This window comes from Streptomyces sp. SAS_270 (assembly GCF_052543295.1).
The window spans coordinates 1-13,926 of sequence record NZ_JBMNDS010000064.1 but is presented as its reverse complement, the minus strand read 5'-3'; the positions used below and the strand labels follow the sequence as shown (position 1 = coordinate 13,926).

Annotated in this window: 14 protein-coding genes; 8 read left to right on the top strand and 6 right to left on the bottom strand. The window is 71.9% G+C overall.

Annotated elements, in window-relative coordinates:
- Nucleotides 1-156 precede the first annotated feature (156 nt).
- The 7 genes from ACN6LB_RS32680 (at nucleotide 157) to ACN6LB_RS32650 (ending at nucleotide 7,999) form a co-directional block, all read left to right on the top strand.
- Nucleotides 157-1,479, top strand: a complete 1,323-nt coding sequence (locus tag ACN6LB_RS32680) for a beta-ketoacyl-[acyl-carrier-protein] synthase family protein (protein ID WP_445028992.1) — start codon at nucleotides 157-159, stop codon at nucleotides 1,477-1,479.
- Entirely contained in the window at nucleotides 1,476-3,299 is a 1,824-nt protein-coding gene (locus ACN6LB_RS32675) for a CoA-transferase (protein ID WP_445028991.1), read from the top strand. Before ACN6LB_RS32680 ends, ACN6LB_RS32675 begins: the two co-directional genes overlap by 4 nt.
- A 71-nt stretch (nucleotides 3,300-3,370) precedes the next feature.
- A complete protein-coding gene (locus ACN6LB_RS32670; RefSeq protein WP_445028990.1) occupies nucleotides 3,371-4,348 on the top strand; it encodes a ketoacyl-ACP synthase III in 978 nt (325 codons plus the stop codon).
- A gap of 67 nt (nucleotides 4,349-4,415) precedes the next feature.
- Entirely contained in the window at nucleotides 4,416-5,111 is a 696-nt protein-coding gene (locus ACN6LB_RS32665) for an HAD-IA family hydrolase (protein ID WP_445028989.1), read from the top strand.
- Between the two features lie 53 nt (nucleotides 5,112-5,164).
- Nucleotides 5,165-6,178 (top strand): AfsA-related hotdog domain-containing protein, encoded by a 1,014-nt coding sequence (locus tag ACN6LB_RS32660; RefSeq protein ID WP_445028988.1) that lies wholly within the window; start codon nucleotides 5,165-5,167, stop codon nucleotides 6,176-6,178.
- Nucleotides 6,168-7,199 carry a ketoacyl-ACP synthase III family protein gene (locus ACN6LB_RS32655; protein ID WP_445028987.1) on the top strand — a complete coding sequence of 344 codons (1,032 nt, stop codon included), beginning with the start codon at nucleotides 6,168-6,170 and terminating at the stop codon, nucleotides 7,197-7,199. Before ACN6LB_RS32660 ends, ACN6LB_RS32655 begins: the two co-directional genes overlap by 11 nt.
- Nucleotides 7,196-7,999, top strand: a complete 804-nt coding sequence (locus ACN6LB_RS32650; protein WP_445028986.1) for an SDR family NAD(P)-dependent oxidoreductase — start codon at nucleotides 7,196-7,198, stop codon at nucleotides 7,997-7,999. Before ACN6LB_RS32655 ends, ACN6LB_RS32650 begins: the two co-directional genes overlap by 4 nt.
- 25 nt (nucleotides 8,000-8,024) lie before the next feature.
- Here the strand turns inward: ACN6LB_RS32650 and ACN6LB_RS32645 are convergent, their stop codons facing one another.
- The 6 genes from ACN6LB_RS32645 to ACN6LB_RS32620 all read right to left on the bottom strand — a co-directional run bounded on the left by ACN6LB_RS32645 (nucleotide 8,025) and on the right by ACN6LB_RS32620 (nucleotide 12,660).
- Entirely contained in the window at nucleotides 8,025-8,699 is a 675-nt protein-coding gene (locus tag ACN6LB_RS32645) for a response regulator transcription factor (RefSeq protein ID WP_356143945.1), read from the bottom strand.
- Nucleotides 8,692-9,354: a sensor histidine kinase gene (locus tag ACN6LB_RS32640; RefSeq protein WP_445028985.1), complete on the bottom strand. Its 663-nt coding sequence runs from the start codon at nucleotides 9,352-9,354 to the stop codon at nucleotides 8,692-8,694. Before ACN6LB_RS32640 ends, ACN6LB_RS32645 begins: the two co-directional genes overlap by 8 nt.
- Nucleotides 9,355-9,562: 208 nt before the next feature.
- Nucleotides 9,563-10,153, bottom strand: a complete 591-nt coding sequence (locus ACN6LB_RS32635; protein ID WP_445028984.1) for a TetR family transcriptional regulator — start codon at nucleotides 10,151-10,153, stop codon at nucleotides 9,563-9,565.
- A 229-nt stretch (nucleotides 10,154-10,382) separates the two neighbouring features.
- A complete protein-coding gene (locus ACN6LB_RS32630; RefSeq protein WP_445028983.1) occupies nucleotides 10,383-11,138 on the bottom strand; it encodes an SDR family NAD(P)-dependent oxidoreductase in 756 nt (251 codons plus the stop codon).
- A gap of 2 nt (nucleotides 11,139-11,140) precedes the next feature.
- A complete protein-coding gene (locus ACN6LB_RS32625; RefSeq protein ID WP_445028982.1) occupies nucleotides 11,141-11,839 on the bottom strand; it encodes an HAD family hydrolase in 699 nt (232 codons plus the stop codon).
- A gap of 185 nt (nucleotides 11,840-12,024) precedes the next feature.
- Nucleotides 12,025-12,660 (bottom strand): ScbR family autoregulator-binding transcription factor, encoded by a 636-nt coding sequence (locus ACN6LB_RS32620; RefSeq protein WP_445028981.1) that lies wholly within the window; start codon nucleotides 12,658-12,660, stop codon nucleotides 12,025-12,027.
- Nucleotides 12,661-12,909: 249 nt separating this feature from the next.
- On the opposite strand from ACN6LB_RS32620, the gene ACN6LB_RS32615 reads away from it, so the two are divergent.
- Entirely contained in the window at nucleotides 12,910-13,848 is a 939-nt protein-coding gene (locus tag ACN6LB_RS32615) for a ScbA/BarX family gamma-butyrolactone biosynthesis protein (RefSeq protein ID WP_445028980.1), read from the top strand.
- The last annotated feature ends 78 nt before the right edge of the window (nucleotides 13,849-13,926 follow it).

The window sequence follows — 13,926 nt, the reverse complement described above, 5'->3', positions numbered from 1 at the left end:
GCCGCTTTCTCCTTCGGGAGGAAGCGGCCCCTTTTTTCTGTTTCCGGGCGCCTGTAAAAGACGCTTCCAGTACCGGTACTTGGAGTACCGGGTACCGCAGTATTCGGTACTTGACGGCCCATGGAATCAGCTCCGGGAGCTCCTAGTGTTTCCTGCATGACGAACAAGGAATTCGAGCGAACCAAACCCACGAGTTCGACGTCATCCGTCCTGGCGCCGAACAATGAACGCATCGTGGTCACCGGAATAGGTGTCGTGCTGCCCAACACCCTTTCCGCCGGCCAGTTCTGGGACAACATCTCCGGCGGCACCTCCCAGGTCGGCCGGCTCACCCGGTTCGACGGGGCCCAGGCGGGCCTTCCCGTCCACGCGGCCGCCGAGATCACCGGCTTCGACCACCGCCCCTTCCTCCCGGAACTGACCGACGCGCACGCCGCCAAGTACTCCCGCGAAATCCTCATCACCATGTCCGCGGTGGCCGAGGCCCGCCGCGACGCCTCCCTCGCCGCCGGCGACCTCGACCCGCGCCGGCTGGGCATCGTGATGTCCTCCTCGCGCGGCCCGTTCTCCTGGTGGCGCGACGTGCTCACCGGCGCCGACCCGGCGGCCTTCGGCGACAAGGGCGCCATGTTCCGCGGCCTGCCCGGCTGCCCCGCCAGCCTCTCCGCCATCTACAACGGCGCCCAGGGCCTGGTCACCACGGTCTCCAACGCCTGCGTCGGCGGCCACCAGGCCATCCAGCTCGCCGCCCGCGAACTGCGCTCCGGCGCCGCGGACGCGATGCTGGTGGGCGGCCACGAGTTCCCCATCGTGCCCGAAGTCGCCGCCTGCTACCGGGCGATGGGCCACGGCGTGCTCTCCTCCGAGCGCGAGGACCCCAGCCGCGCGGTGCGCCCCTACAGCGCCTGCCGCGAAGGCTTCGCGCTCGGCGAGGGCTCGGTCGTGCTGTGCCTGGAGCGCGAGTCGGTCGCCAAGGCCCGCGGCGCGCGCATCTACTCCGAGATACTTTCGGCCGTCTCCCTCAACGAGGCGGCCCACCCCACCACGATGGACCTCACCGGCAAGGTCACCGCCTCGGTCATCGAGGACGCGCTCGCCGACGCCGGCCGCAGCGCCGACGAGGTCGACTACTTCTGCGCCCACGGCACCGCCACCCGCTACAACGACATCGCCGAATCCCGTGCACTGCGCGCCCTGTACCCGCAGCGCACGGTGGGCAAGCTGCCGCCGCTCAGCTCCAACAAGCCGATCTACGGCCACACCTTCGGCCTCGCCGGCATCATCAACGTGGCCGCGACCAGCCTGATGATCCACCACCAGACCATCGCCCCGACCATCAACTTCACCGCACCCGACCCCGAGTGCGACCACGACCACGTCTTCGAGGGCGCCCGCAAGGCCGAACTCGGCCTGGCGGTGTCGATGTCGTTCGCCTTCGGCAGCCAGACCGCGGTGGTCGCGCTGGGAGCGCCGTCATGAGCCGGCCGCTGATCGCCGCCGACGTGGACGAGCTGGTAGGCCGCCTGGTCAGGCCCGGCGACCACGTCCACCTGGCGGGCACCCCCTCGCGGCCCAACGCGCTCACCTACGCACTGTGCCGGGTCTTCGGAGCGGGCGGCCGGCTGACGGTGTCCACGACCGCCGTGCACTCCTCGGCGCACGCCCTGGCCCTGTCCGGCGTCGCGAAGAAGGTCATCGCCGGCTTCGCGGGCGACACCTACCCCTCCCCGCGCCCCAACCCGCTCTACGCACGCCTGGAACAGGGCGAACCGTTCACCTTCGAGGCCTGGTCGCTGCTGAGTTACGTCCAGCGGCTGATCGCCGGCGCGCAGGGCGCCCCGTACGCGGTCACCGGCTCGCTGGCCGGCACCGACCTCGCCGAGGACAAGCCGGGCGTGCTGCACCGGGTGCCCGACCCGGCCGACCCGGGCCGGGAGGTCACCCTGCTCGCACCGCTGCGCCCGGACGTCACCCTGGTCCACGGGGTGGCCGCCGACGAGGACGGCAACATCGCGCTGGTGTCGCCGCTGGGCGAGGGCGCGTGGGCCGCGTACGCCGCCCGGCGCGGGGTGATCGCCTCGGTCGAGCGGATCGTCAGCCGCGAGGAGATGGCACAGATCCCCGACCGGGTCGTCATCCCCGGCCAGCGTGTCCTGGGCCTCACCGCCGCACCGCTGGGCGCCCACCCGCAGTCGCTGCGCACCGGCGGACTGCTGGGCATCCAGGGCTACCTGGACGACTACGCCTTCCTGGAGGAGATCGTCGCCTCCTGCCACGGACCCGAGCGCGGCAGCGACTGGTACCGCGACTGGGTCGCCCAGCCCGGCTCGCACGAGGGATACCTGCGCCGCCTGGGCGCCGAACGGCGGGCCGCGCTCGCCGAGCCCGGCAGCGGCGAGAGCGACACCTACGCGGACGAGAGCGAACTGTGGCAGGAGATCCACCGCTCCGAGTCCGCCGCCGGCCAACAGGCCGCCCGGCAACGGCAGTCGACGACCCCGCCCGAACCCGCCGCCACCCTCGCCCAGCCGGCCCGGCGCCGGCCGGCCAGCCGTCAGGAACGGCTGATCGTCCTGGGCGCACGCGCCGTCGCCGAGCAGGTCCGCACGCACGGCTACGACACGCTGCTCGCCGGCATCGGCACCTCCCACATGGCGGCCTGGCTCGCAGCACAACTGCTGCGCACCGGCGGGCACGACGTCAAGGTGGTGGCGGAGCTGGGCATGTACGGCTTCACCCCGCAGGCGGGCGACGTGTACCTCTTCAGCCTGCTGCACGCGCCGCACAGCGAGATGCTCGCGGGCATCCCGGAGATCCTCGGCGGCATGGTCGCCGCCAACCCCCGCGCCCTGGGTGTCCTCGCCGCCGCCGAGATCGACCAGAGCGGCACCATCAACACCAGCCGGGGCGCCGACGGCAGATGGCTGACCGGCTCCGGCGGCGCCAACGACATCGCCTCCAGCACCGACTGCGTGGTCATCGCCCCCTCCTCACGGCGCCGCTACGTCGACCAGGTCGGCTACCGCACCAGCCCGGGCCACCGGGTGCGCGAAGTGGTCAGCGACTTCGGCCGGTTCACCCGCACGGCCCCCGAAGGCGGCTTCCGGCTCGCCACCTGGCTGCCCGCCGACGACGCCGGCAACGACGGTGTGCAGGACACCGAGCAGCAGGCCGCCGAGGCCGTCGCCACCCGCACCTCCTGGCAGGCGGACGTGGCCGGGGTCATGGCCGAGAAGCCCGTCACCGACGAGGAGCTGACGCTGCTGCGCGCCCTCGACCCGGACGGCCGCTACCGCTGACCCCCCACCCCCTCCGCCCTCCCCACCCCTTTCTTCTTCTGCCTCTCTCATCCACGCAAGGAGCCCCGAGCATGCACGCGCGCACCGAAGGCCGCACCTGGACCGGTTCCGGCCTGAAGTTCACCGGCCTTGGCCACTACTTCCCGCGCCACCGGCGCAGCCACGAGGGCGAGGTCACCGTCGGCGGCCGCACCTACCCGCCCGAGGCGGCCGCCGAGCTGGGCGTGCGCAGCCTGCACGTCGCCGACGAGGAGGAGAGCCTGGAGTTCATGGCGGTGAAGGCCGCCGAGGCCGCGCTGGCCAACGCCGGCCACCAGGCCGGCGACCTCGACCTGGTGGTGCTGGCCAACTGGACCGACCGGCAGTGGATACCGGAGATCGCCCCCGGCGTCGCCGCCCAGCTCGGCGCCCACGGCGCCCTCGCCTTCGACATCTGCGGTGCCTGCACCGGCTTCGTGCACGGGGTGCAGACCGCCGCGTCGATGCTCAGCGCGCACCCCGGCTGGAAGCGGGCGGTGGTGGTGGCCGCCGACCGCTTCACCCGCCGCGCCCGGCCCGGCACCCGGGGCCAGCTGGTCTTCGGCGACGCCGCCGGCGCCGTCGTCCTGGAAAAGGGCGACCGGGACGACCCGAGCGGCCTGCTCGACTCGGTCCTGGACTGCGACGCCTCCGAGGCCGACACGGTCGCCGCACGCCCCCCGGAGGGCTGGCTGCGGCCCAAGCCCGAGCTGATCGACCTGGCGGTGCGCTCCAGCCTGAAGGTCGCCGACAACGTCCTGACCCGCAACGACCTGAAGACCTCCGACATCGACTGGCTGGTGCCGCACCCCGGCAACAACGCGATCCACGCCGGTGTGCGCGACGGCCTCGACCTGGAGCCGGCGAAGTTCCTCACCAACTTCGCCGACCGCGGCAACACCGGCTGCGCCTCCATCCCCATCGCCCTGTCGGAGTTCTCCGAGCGCGGCGTGCTCAAGAGCGGCGACCTGGTGCTGTCCACCGCGGTCGGCTCCGGCTGGTACTACGGCGGGCTCCTCTACCGCCTGTGACCCGGCCCCGCCCCAACCCGGCCCTCGTCCCCCTGCCTTTCCTGTCTCTTCCACCCAAGGACCCGTCATGAGCTTCGAGTTGCCCACCACGCCCCTCACCGAGCCGCTCGCCGTCTGGACCGACTTCGGCGGCGTGCTCACCCCTCCGGTCGACGTCACCTTCACCGAGTTCGCCGACCGGACCGGGGTCCCGCTGTGGTCCCTGAAGGAGTCGATGCGCATCGTCGGCGAGAAGTACGGCACCGACTCCATGGGCGTCATCGACATTCCGCTGCTGGACGAGGCGTCCTGGTCCAGCGAGCTGGAGGACGTCCTGGGGGGCACCTTCGGCATCGTGGCCGACCTGGAGAACTTCGGTGACCGCTGGTTCGCGGGCCGCCCCGCCAACGCCGCATGGGCCGGGCACCTGGAGACCTTCCGCGCCCGGGGCGCGTTCGTGGGCCTGCTGTCCAACCTGCCGCCGTCGTGGGAACGCCACCGCCGCTTCATGATCGACGACTCGCACTTCGACGGCATCGTCTGCTCCTACGCCGTGGGCAGCCGCAAGCCCGAACCGGAGATCTTCGAGATCGCGGCGCAACGCGCCGGCCTCGCCCCGCACCAGTGCGTACTCGTCGACGACCTGGAGAAGAACGTCGCCGGCGCGATCGCGGCCGGCTGGCAGGCCGTGCACTTCCGCGACGCCGACCAGGCCGCCCGCCAGATCACCGGCCTGCTGAACGCCACCGCACCCCTCGCCGCGGGCGCCGGCACGGGCGCCTGAACCCGCCGCCCCGCCCCCTCCCCCACCCGCAACCCGCCCTTCAGGAGCCCGACATGACCGCCCTCACACTGCCCGCCGCCCAGCTGTCCCAGACGCTGACCACCCAGCGCACGCTGGCCCGCCGCCTGGTGCACCGCTCCGCGCTCGCGGAGGTGTTCCTCACCGACTTCCAGTCGCTCGACGAGAAAACCTTCCGGGCCGCCGCCCAGCTCCCGCCGCGCCACTTCTACTACAGCGACCACACCGGCCGCCTGGCGATGCACGACCCGCTCGCGGTGTTCGAGAGCGTGCGCCAGATGCTGCTGTGCGCCATGCACCTGCAGCACGACGCCTCGGCCGACACCAAGTCCATCACCGCGACGGCCTCGCTGGAGATCACCGACCCGCGGCCGCTGCGGACGTCCGGGCCCCTCGACCTGGCCCTGCTGGGCACCGTGGAGCTGGCCAAGGAGTACCAGGGCGCCCTCTCCCGCGTCGTGCACCGGGTGCGGGTCATGGTCGGCGAGCAGCAGGCCGGCGTCATCACCGTCGACACCGCGCAGCGCCCGGGCGAGGTGTACGAGAAGCTGCGGATGAGCCACCGCACCACGATGCCGCCGTCCTCCGACACCCTGCCCACCCGTACCGACGGCGCGGCGCCGCCGCCCTGGCTGGTGGGCCGTGCGCAGGCGGAGAACGTCGTGCTGGAAGATGCCCGCACCGAGCAGGGCGCGCTGGTGGCCCGGCTGCGGGTGCCGGTCGCCCACGCCAGCATGTTCGACCACGCGCAGGACCATGTGCCGGGACCGGTCATGATGGAGGCCGCCCGGCAGGCCTGTCTGCTGCTCGCCGCCGACCGCCAGGGCCTGTCCCCCGCCGCGTTCTTCCTGCAGTACGTCCAGGCCGAGTACCTGCGCTTCGCGGAGCTGGACGCCGACATCACCGTCCTCACCCGCCGGCTGCCGGACCCGGTCGACGGCGGCCAGTGGGCCGAGGTCGCCTTCGTGCAGCAGGGCGAGGACGTCGCCCGGATGCGGGTGAACCTGGGCAGCACCGTGCCGGCGGGAGACGACGACGATGCGCTCTGATGCCGCCCTCTACCTCAGCTCCCCGGCCTACGTCCTGGGCGAGGACACCCACGCTGCCACCGACGCGGTCAGCGACCGCCTGATCGACGCGGAGAACGCCGAACGGTACGCCTACAGCGCGCTGCGCGTCAGCGACCTGGCGCCCGTCGAGCTGGCCGAACGCTCCGCCGCGCAGACCTTGGAGGATGCCGGCGTCCCGGCGGCGGACCTCGACGCGCTGCTGCACGCCTGGACCTACCACCAGGGACACGAATTCTGGTCCCCCGCCCACTACCTCGCCCACCGGCTCGGGGCGCCGGCCGCGGAGCCGACCGGCATCCAGCAGATGTGCAACGGCGGGATGGCCGCGATCGCGCAGGCCGCCCGGCACCTGCTCGCCGAGCCGGCGGCCCACACGGTGCTCGTCACCACGGCCGACTGCTTCCCGGCCCCCGGCTTCGACCGCTGGGGCGGCGACTACGGGGTCTGCTACGGCGACGGCGCGACCTCGGTCCTGCTCACCCGCACCCCGCAGGGCCGCTCGGTGCGGCTGCTGTCCTCGGCGACCGTGGCGGCGCCCGTGATGGAGGGCATGCACCGGGGTGATGCACCCTTCAGCCCGGCTCCGCTCAGCGGCGTCAAGACGCTGCTGCCGAAGGTCACGAAGAAGGAGTTCCTCACCGCCAACCCGCAACTGCCCTTCGGCCCCCTCGCGCACGACGCGGTGACCACCGTGGTCAGCCGGGCGCTGCACCGTGCCGGTGTCGCTCCGGGCGACGGGCGGCTGCGGGCGGCCGCCCTGCCGCGGCTGGCCCGGCACGTGATGACCGACGCCTACGAGCCGGCGTTCGCCGCGGCGTGCGCCGCGCCCATCGTGCCGCTCGGCTCGGACACCGGACACCTGGGTGCGGGCGATGCGGTGGCCAACCTCTGCGACCTGCTGGACCGGGACGACGTACGCCCCGGAGATCTTCTCGTCCTACTCAGTGCCGGCGCCGGGTTCACCTGGTCCGCCGCGATAGTGGAGGTGCCCTCCCGATGACGAACCACACCGCTCCCGCCCCGCTCGCCGCCACCGGCGAGGACCCGCTGGCCCGCTTCCGGGTGGACGGCCGGGTGGCCGTCATCACCGGTGCCTCCAGCGGCCTGGGCGCGCACCTGGCCCGGCTGCTGAGCTCGGCGGGCGCCCGGGTAGTGCTGGCCGCGCGCCGCGAGGCGCCGCTGAAGGAGCTCGCCGCGCAGCTGCCCGGCTCGCTCGCCGTGCCCTGCGACGTGACGCTGGCGGCCGACCGCGAGCGCCTGGTGCGCACGGTGATCGAGGAGTTCGGCGCGATCGACATCCTGGTCAACAACGCGGGCCTGTCGCAGACCGTGCCGGCCGAGCAGCACACGGTGGAGAGTTTCTCCGACATCGTGGCGGTGAACCTGACCGCGGTGTTCGCGCTGAGCACCGCGGTGGGCACCGGGATGCTGGAGCGCGGCCGGGGCACCATCGTCAACATCGCCTCCATCTACGGCATGGTGGCCAGCGGCAGCCTTCCCCAGGCCGCCTACACCGCGAGCAAGGGCGGGGTGGTCAACCTGACCCGGGAGCTGGCCGCCGAGTGGGGGGCACGCGGGGTGCGGGTCAACGCGCTGTGCCCGGGCTGGTTCTGGTCGGAGATGACCGAGTCGATGCTCGGCACCGACAAGGGCCGCTCCTGGGTGGAGCGCCGCACCCCGATGCGCCGGGCCGGCCAACTGGACGAGCTGGACGGGGCGTTGCTCTTCCTCGCCTCGGACGCCAGCTCGTACGTCACCGGCGCGAGCGTGCCGGTGGACGGCGGCTACCTCGCTCTTTGAGCGGGGCGGCCGCCGGCCGGGCGGTTCAGGCGACGGCCGGGGCCCGGCGGGCGGGCTGGGGCCGGATCAGTGCCAGGGTGACGGCCTTGTTGACCGCGTCGATGCGGGAGACCGCGTCGAGCTTGTCGAAGATCTTGCGCAGATGGCGTTTGACGGTGCCCTCGGTGATGCCGAGCCGGGCTCCGATCTGACGGTTGCTCAGTGCGGCGGCGACCAGGGTGAGTACCTCCACCTCCCGTTCGGACAGCCGTCGGCCGGGGGCGGGTTGGGCGCCGGTGTGCTGCGGGGTTTGCGGCATCGAGACGGTGACCACGCGCCGGCCGGAGTCGGCGCGCTCGCGGATCGCCGCCACCAGGGTCTGCCTGCTGACGCTCTTGTGGAGGTAGCCGCGTACTCCCAGGCCGAGCAGCTGCCGTACCAGCAGGGGGTGGTCGTCCATGCTCAGGATGATGATCCGCAGGTTGGGCTGGCGCTGCAGGAGGCGGCGCACGGTGGCGGCCGGGTCGTCGTTGTGCGGCATCTGGACATCGAGCAGGGCGATGTCGGGGCGCAGTTGGGCGGCCTGGCGTACGGCGGAGTCCGCGTCGCCGGCCTGGGCGACGATCTCGAAGTCCGGTTCGGCGCCGAGCAGGTCGCACAGCGCTTCGCGCAGCAGGGTGTGGTCGTCGGCGACCAGGATGCGGGTCTTGTCCTCAGCCATGGCGGACGCTGCTTTCCTCGGTCGGAATCCACAGGGTGATCCTGGCGCCCCGGCCGGGCGCGGAGGTGATGGTGGTGACACCGCCCAGTGCGCGGGCGCGTTCCCTCATGCTGTGCAGGCCGTTGGCGCTGGCGCGGGAGGCGTCGGGGTCGAAGCCGGTGCCGTCGTCGCTGACGGAGGCGTGGATGTCGTGGGTGCCGATGGCGATGTGGGCGCTCACGTTGCGGGCTGCGGCGTGTGCGAACACGTTGCGCAGGGCCTCGCGCACGACGATGAACACCTCGTCGGCCAGGTGGGGTGCGAGGCGGCTGTCGTCGCCGTCGACCTGGAGGCGTACGTGCGGGGTGAGCGGCTGCATGGAGGCGAGGAAGCCGCGCAGTGCCTGCTGCAGTGAGAGCGTCGCGGGGGCCGTGGTGGTGCGGTGGCGCAGGGCGGTGGTGACCTCGCGGGTGATGCCGAGGGTGTCCAGGAGGGCGTCCTTGGCCTGTTCGAGGCGGTCGCGTTCCACCGGGGCCAGTTGGCCGGCGGTGGCTTCGAGCAGTTCCAGCCGTCGCAGTGCCAGGGCGAGTCCGGTGCCGATGCGGTCGTGCACTTCCCGTGCCAGCAGATCGCAGGCGGCCGCGTAGGAAGCGGTGTCGGTGTCGATGTACGTCATGGTGGTGCCCCCGTCTTGTCCGAAGATCCGCAGCGGACCTGGGGCGTCCTCACCGGCCCGCCCCACCGGAGGTGTTCACCGGTTGGCCCGCTCCCCTAGACCATACAGAACGCTCGCTTTGTTTTCTATTCGAATATGGCCCCCGCAAGGTAATGTCAAGGGAAAAACAGGCGGTCATTTTTTGCCAAATCGCGCATCCTTGGCCAGATCAGGCCTTCTCGGACGCGACGGCGCGCTCGATCAGCGGCCAGACCTGGTCGAGTCGGCTGACCACGCCCTGGGCGCCCATCGGGCCGCTGGGCGCCCACGGATGCGCCTCGACGCCCGTCAACAGGTACTCGACCAGGTCCGTTACCGTCTGCGGCACCGTTCCCGGACGCAGTTCACCGGCCTCGTCGGCCTGTTCCAGGAGGTGGCAGACCACCGGGCTCCACGAGGAGCTCCACTGCCCGACCGCTTCCGGCCGCTCCCGTGCGAGCCGGGCCGCGGAGCGCACCACGACATCGTCCTCCAGCAGGCGGGCGAGCCCCCTGGCCACCGCCCCCACGGCCCACAGCACGGGCGGGCGCTCCACCCTCAGGCCGGCCGCCAGCCCCCGGGTGGTGCGCGCCCCCTGCTCCCCCACGGCCTGTGCCAGTTCGGCCTTGTTGGCGAAATGGAAGGTCAGCGCCCCCATGGACACGCCCGCCGCCTTGCAGATGCCGGCGATGGTGGCGCCCCGGTAGCCGTTGCGGTCGATCTCGGCGGCGGCCGCCAGGATGAGCAACTCGCGTGTACGCGCCGCCCTGGACTGTGCCATCTCACCCTCCTTGGTGCACGTGTAACGGAACCCCCCGGGGAGCACCGTAGCCAAGATCGAAACCAAAAACAAAGCGATCGTTCTATTTGCTTGTGGTCGTGTCTCTCCACCACAGGGACGGGAAACGGATCGGACCCGGGCACCCGGGAGCCGCTGCGGACACGGGAGAGGGCGGCCCCGAACGGGACCGCCCCCAGACGTCGTCCCCGTACCTGGCCGGGGCGTGCGGTCAGATCGCGGTGGCCCCGCCGTCGACGGAGTGCGCGGCGCCGGTGACGAAGGAGGACTGGTCGCTGCACAGCCAGGCCGCGGCCCGGGCGACCTCGACCGGTTCGGCCATCCGCTTTTGCACCGTGTGCGAGAGGAAGGCCTCCTCCAGCCCGGGAGTGGCGGCCATGGCCCGCTCCAGCAGCTCGGTGCGAGTGGGGCCCACGACAAGGGCGTTGACCCGGATGCCCTGCTGGCCGTAGTCCGCCGCGGCCGCCTTCGTCAGGCCGATCACCGCGTGCTTGGCCGCCACGTACGCGGCCGATGCCCCGGTGGCCGCGGTGCCGGCGACGCTGGAGGTGTTCACGATCGCCGCGGGCAGCCCGGATGCGAGCATCACCGGGATCTGGTGGCGCATGCAGTTCCACACCCCCCACACGTTGACGTCCATGGTCTGCGTGTAGACGTCCTCCCCTATCTCGTGCAGGCGCCCCTCCGCCGTGCCGTACCCGGCGTTGTTGAAGGCGGTGTCCAGCCGGCCGAAGGCCTCCACGGCGGCGGACACCGCGCGCTCGGCGTCCGCGGACTTGGTCACGTCCCCGGGCACGGCCAGGGCGCGGCCGCCGAGCGCGTTGATCTCCTGCGCCAGCGCGTGCAGGGGCTCGCTGCGCCGGGCCATCAGGACCACGGCGGCCCCCTCGGCGGCGAACAGGCGGGCCGCGGCGGCGCCGATCCCGCTGGACGCTCCCGTGATCATGGCAACCTTGCCGTCCAGCATGTTCACGCCTCCCAGACCCGGCCGGCGGCCGCCTCGGCGTCGATGCGACGCAGCAGTTCCTCGTCGATGGCGTCGAGCGAGTCCACCAGGTGACGCACCCCCGCCGCGCGCATCAGCCGGCGCTGGAAGCCGTGTTCGAAGGTGCCGGGGTGGCCGATGAAGGGGGCACCCAGGGCCCTGGCGGCTTCCGCCACCCTGGCCACGTCGTCGACGAACAGGACCTGCTCGTGCTTGAGGTCGAAGACCTCCGTGGCGATCTCGTGCAGTCCCGGGCGGAAGGAGTCGGTGCACACATAGCCGGGGGCGTCGAAGAGGTCCGCGTGCGGACCGAGGAAGGCGTCGAAGTGCGTCCTGTCCAGCCCCCCGTAGCAGACGGTCTGCAGGCCCAGGCGGCGCAGCCGCCGCAGCAGTTCCACGGCTCCCTCCAGCAGCACGACCGGGTGGCGCTTAAGGTAGCGGGCCCGCTCCTCGAAGTAGGCCGCAAGGGCCTGCTCGGCGGTGAGCTCCCCGCCGGCCGCCTCGGCCAGCCGCCCGGCCGCGACGCCCTGCGGCTGGGAGAAGATCGCGTGTTCCACCTCGGCGGAGTAGGTGCCGCCCCGGCTGGTGATGAAGTGGTGGATGACCGGGCTGAACGTGTCGTTGAGCAGGACGCCGTCGATATTGACCGCGGCGAGCCGTAGCTGCCCAAGGCCTTGCATCATGTTCTCCCCCTCTGGTGCTCTCCCGGCCCGGAGGCTCCGGATCCCGGGTTCACCGGCGCCCGGCCCTCCCCAGGGCCGTTCGCGGTGGCCGCCGGCCCGCCGGGACAAGGCCGGCGCGGTGCCCCAGCACCGGCCCCGGCCTCCCCGCACGCCGCCGAACGCGGCCGAATACTACGTGCCGGCGCCTACACCACGGCGCCGGCGCCCACCCGTTCGGCGCGCACCTCGGTGCGTGCCACCACGGACGGGACGGCGACTCCGGGCAGCAGCAGCCTCCACATCCGCACGACGCGGTCGGAGAGGTCCTCGCGCCCGCTGACCGCGGCCGAGTACAGCTGCATGCCCGTACAGGACTCGACGATGTACTCGGCCAGCTCCCGCGGATCCACACCCGCCTGCAGCTCGCCGCGCTCCGCACCGGCCTTCAGGCAGTCCTCCAGGATCTGCGCCCACTCCTGGTAGGGGCCGGAGGCGTCCTCCATGCCGATGGTGGTCTGCTCGGTCGTCAGCCGTACGCCCGCCCGCAGCATCAGGTCCATCCGCAGCTGGTACGCCCAGACCATGGTCAGGTCCACCACCCGCTGCACCCCCACCGAGTCCGCCAGCGGGACGATCGTCTCGGGCTGGGCGTGCATCACCGCCCGGGCCAGCCCCTCCTTGGACTTGAAGTGGAAGTACAGGGCCCCGGCGGTCGCGCCCGCACGCTCGAGGATGCGGTTGATGCTCGCACCGGCGTAGCCGGACTCCTCGAAAACCGCAGCCGCCGCACGAAGGATCGCCTCGCGGGTCTGTACGGCACGTTGCTGCTTCGGCTGTCCCATCACGCCTCCAAAAAAATCAGAACGCTCACTAGGTTATAGGTGCCCGGGGTCACCGTCCAGGAGGGGTCACAAACTAGCCACAACAGGGCACTTTGGGGCGTTTTACGGCAGGAATCCAGGCCACCTTGAGAGATCCCTGAGGGAATCTTTACCCCGCATTGGCAACTAAAAAAAGAACACTCTTTATGTTTGGTGGCGTCTTCGGTGATCAGCATCTGCCGAACTCACACAAGCTCTAGGGGGATCTTCATGTTCAGCACCGTCCAGCCAGATCAGAGCAAAACCGCGGTCGCCGGATCCGTGGCCCGTCAGTACGTGCACAAGAACGCCGCGTCCGAGGTCTTGCTGACCGGCTGGCGTGCCCTGGGCAACGACACCTACGCCGTCACGGCGCGGTGGCCCAAGGACCACCCCTTCTACCGGCCCCTGCACGGATTCCACGACCCGATGCTGGCCACCGAGTCGATCCGCCAGGCTCTCCTGCTGCTGGGCCACGTCGCCTACGACGTCCCCTTCGGCCACCCCCAGTCCTGGAGCCACTTCCGCTACACCCTCAGCTCCACCGCCCTGCTGGCCACCGACGGCCCCGCCGAGGTCGAACTGCACGTCGTCTGCTCCGACATCAACCGCCGCTCCGGACGCCTGGCCTCGATGGTCACCCGCATCGACATCGTCCGCGGCGGCCTGCACGTGGCAACCGCCGACATAGGCTTCGCCAGCCACCTGCCCGCCATATACCGCCGGCTGCGCGGCCGCTACGCCGATGTCGAACAGGCCATGGCCCGCGTCATACCGCTCGCGCCGCCGATGACGCCCGCCCGGGTCGCACGCGAGGACTTCAAGGACGTCGTCCTCTCCCCCACCGACTCACCCACCCACAGCCAGCTGCGCGTCGACCTCAACCACCCCGCGCTCTTCGACCACCCCGTCGACCACATCCCGGGCATGCTGCTGCTGGAAGCCGCACGCCAGGCCGCCCACACCATGTCCCACCCCCGGCCGATGACCGCCATCGCCATGGACGCCCTGTTCGTCCGCTACGCCGAACTCGACGCCCCCTGCTGGATCCACGTGGACCCGCTGCCCGACGACGACCGGGGCCGCTCCCGCGTCCTGGTCTCGGCCCTGCAGAACGACACCTGCGTCTTCTCCAGCACCACCACCCTCGAACCGGTCCCCGGCTGCTAGCCGGCGCGGGGGGGGGGGGGGGGGGGGGGGGGGGGGGGGGGGGGGGGGGGGGGGGGGGGGGGGGGGGGGGGGGGGGGG

Coding starts and splice junctions, on each gene's coding strand:
- ACN6LB_RS32680 (WP_445028992.1), top strand. CDS start 157: ATGACGAACAAGGAATTCGAGCGAACCAAACCCACGAGTTCGACGTCA.
- ACN6LB_RS32675 (WP_445028991.1), top strand. CDS start 1,476: ATGAGCCGGCCGCTGATCGCCGCCGACGTGGACGAGCTGGTAGGCCGC.
- ACN6LB_RS32670 (WP_445028990.1), top strand. CDS start 3,371: ATGCACGCGCGCACCGAAGGCCGCACCTGGACCGGTTCCGGCCTGAAG.
- ACN6LB_RS32665 (WP_445028989.1), top strand. CDS start 4,416: ATGAGCTTCGAGTTGCCCACCACGCCCCTCACCGAGCCGCTCGCCGTC.
- ACN6LB_RS32660 (WP_445028988.1), top strand. CDS start 5,165: ATGACCGCCCTCACACTGCCCGCCGCCCAGCTGTCCCAGACGCTGACC.
- ACN6LB_RS32655 (WP_445028987.1), top strand. CDS start 6,168: ATGCGCTCTGATGCCGCCCTCTACCTCAGCTCCCCGGCCTACGTCCTG.
- ACN6LB_RS32650 (WP_445028986.1), top strand. CDS start 7,196: ATGACGAACCACACCGCTCCCGCCCCGCTCGCCGCCACCGGCGAGGAC.
- ACN6LB_RS32645 (WP_356143945.1), bottom strand. CDS start 8,699: ATGGCTGAGGACAAGACCCGCATCCTGGTCGCCGACGACCACACCCTG.
- ACN6LB_RS32640 (WP_445028985.1), bottom strand. CDS start 9,354: ATGACGTACATCGACACCGACACCGCTTCCTACGCGGCCGCCTGCGAT.
- ACN6LB_RS32635 (WP_445028984.1), bottom strand. CDS start 10,153: ATGGCACAGTCCAGGGCGGCGCGTACACGCGAGTTGCTCATCCTGGCG.
- ACN6LB_RS32630 (WP_445028983.1), bottom strand. CDS start 11,138: ATGCTGGACGGCAAGGTTGCCATGATCACGGGAGCGTCCAGCGGGATC.
- ACN6LB_RS32625 (WP_445028982.1), bottom strand. CDS start 11,839: ATGATGCAAGGCCTTGGGCAGCTACGGCTCGCCGCGGTCAATATCGAC.
- ACN6LB_RS32620 (WP_445028981.1), bottom strand. CDS start 12,660: ATGGGACAGCCGAAGCAGCAACGTGCCGTACAGACCCGCGAGGCGATC.
- ACN6LB_RS32615 (WP_445028980.1), top strand. CDS start 12,910: ATGTTCAGCACCGTCCAGCCAGATCAGAGCAAAACCGCGGTCGCCGGA.